This is a genomic window from Microbulbifer okhotskensis (assembly GCF_023895975.1).
Lineage (GTDB): Bacteria > Pseudomonadota > Gammaproteobacteria > Pseudomonadales > Cellvibrionaceae > Microbulbifer > Microbulbifer okhotskensis.
Window position 1 is genome coordinate 1 of record NZ_JALBWM010000253.1, and the last position, 2,009, is coordinate 2,009.

Sequence of the window (2,009 nt, forward strand, 5' to 3'; positions counted from 1 at the left end):
GCTATCAGCTATCAGCTATCAGCTATCAGCTATCAGCTATCAGCTATCAGCTATCCAGCCAACTACAGCTTCCCCAAATCTATTGGACTCTCAAATCCTACCGATCCACCAAGATAATCCTTGAGCAGAACATCAAGAGTTAGGAAAATAGAACTTTGGTTTAAATAACCGCTTTGGGTTATTGCCAGTTGTCATAGCACTCTCTTCTAACCATGACTTAACAGCCGTATATCTGTCCGACTTCCCCCAAAAACTATCGCTAGGCGCCAGCCAGGTTAGCTCTTTAACACCATCCTGGTGGTGCTCTTTTAGTTGTTTAAGTTCACTACTCAAGCGAGATTTGATGTATTGCCAGTTGCCCTCTTGGTAAATAGGACCCAACATTAGCTGTAACTTTGATTCATGCTCGCGAGAGCGAGCAATTTCGCGAATCAAGCTAGATACATCAATACCACTAGAGGAAATGAACTCCCCTGTTACATCGTCACCTACTGCCTGCATTGCATCCGCTACATCAGGCAAGTTATTTATCTGATGAAAATTATTGATAGTCCGGGTAATAGCATCAAAAACAGGCTCATCATATTTAAATGTATCAAGATCCTCCCTTTCAACAAGATTGCCAAAGTCATCAAAGAAGAATGTATGAGGTAGTCGTTTGTTGCCCTGCCCCACCCGTGTAACAGCGTCCATCTTGTAAATTGAAGGTAACGTCTCTGCATCTCTAGGAGAAATATCCGGCATATAGCCTAGCTCTAATAAATAATAGAATTGTGCTTGAAAACCTTTACTTGCGTATTTATCGCTCAGGCCCCGTTTTTCACTAGAAACAGGGACGGAGATGCCAGCATGCCAGCCATCTCGAACGAAATTTGTCCGGATACAATTAAATCCAGCCAACTCGAACGACAAAGTGATATTCTTGGTCTCAATACTTGTGACCTGCGGTGAATCGCCTTCATCAACAAAGTATCCTCTCGCTCGTGGCGTTAGGTCAATCAAACCGTCATCGCAATACGTTAGCTCATCCTTGTCAACAAGATCTCTCAGCACCTCTTTTAGCTCTCGAGATGATAAATCTAAGTACCTCGCCAATGATTCGGGAGCCATGGGTGCTAAATGAATAAGCCTTAAAGCAAACTCTCGAATGAATGGTAGTCTTCGTTTTGTTACGTACGAAAACTCAATAGCGAAGCGATGAACAGGCAGTAAAAAATCGATTTCATGAAACGGTATTTTGTTACTTTCCATTTCTCTTACCTCGCTTCATGTTGCTTCGCTGAACAGGCACCACTTGGTACTGGTTGTCATCTTGTTTTTCTATGTAAGACAGCACTTTCCCTAAGGGCAGGTTTTGATTTTTCCCCTTCCACATTCGGGTATCACCTACGATAATCAACCGATCCATGGCGCGAGACAATGCGACGTTAATACGATTAGGGGACCGTAGGAAACCAGGTGATTGGTCTGCGATAGACCGTGTAACTGAAAGAATTATGATTCGGTTCTCTTTGCCCTGGTAGCTATCAACCGTGTCAATTTTTATCAGGCTTTTAAAATCTTCACCCCAGGCGGCTTCTTTGAGTTTCTGGCGAAGAATTCTTCTTTGTTCGCCATACATACAGATAACACCGATTGCTGCCTCTCCACCTTTCACATGACCTGACAGACTAGCAATAAATTCTGAATTTCCACTTATTTCAGACAGCAACTTGACGATAGCATTGGCTTCAGAACGGTTGTAAATACTGACACCTTTATCACTGAGGTGATGTGATCCTTTACCATTAGCTTGTGTATCCACCCAAGTGACGTAAGCATTAAACAGCCTATGTCCGGAAGGATAGATATCAGGTATTGCCCTATCACCATTGGCTAGATCATTGTCATAAAAGCAATGAGATACCATGGTTCCTATTGGTGGTGCCATACGATACTGTGTAAGTAACTGTGCGAGGGTGTAAATAATTCTGTGTAACTGCCCTGCCAGTTGGTTATTGGTAATCGAT

2 protein-coding genes are annotated in these 2,009 nt (G+C 42.9%); both read right to left on the reverse strand.

The features are described 5' to 3' along the window. Positions 1-132: 132 nt before the first annotated feature. Positions 133-1,251: a hypothetical protein gene (locus MO867_RS21760; RefSeq protein ID WP_252473057.1), complete on the reverse strand. Its 1,119-nt coding sequence runs from the start codon at positions 1,249-1,251 to the stop codon at positions 133-135. After that, positions 1,241-2,009: DEAD/DEAH box helicase (locus MO867_RS21765; protein WP_252473059.1), on the reverse strand; the 769-nt coding region annotated here is incomplete at its 5' end. The genes MO867_RS21760 and MO867_RS21765, both read right to left, overlap by 11 nt.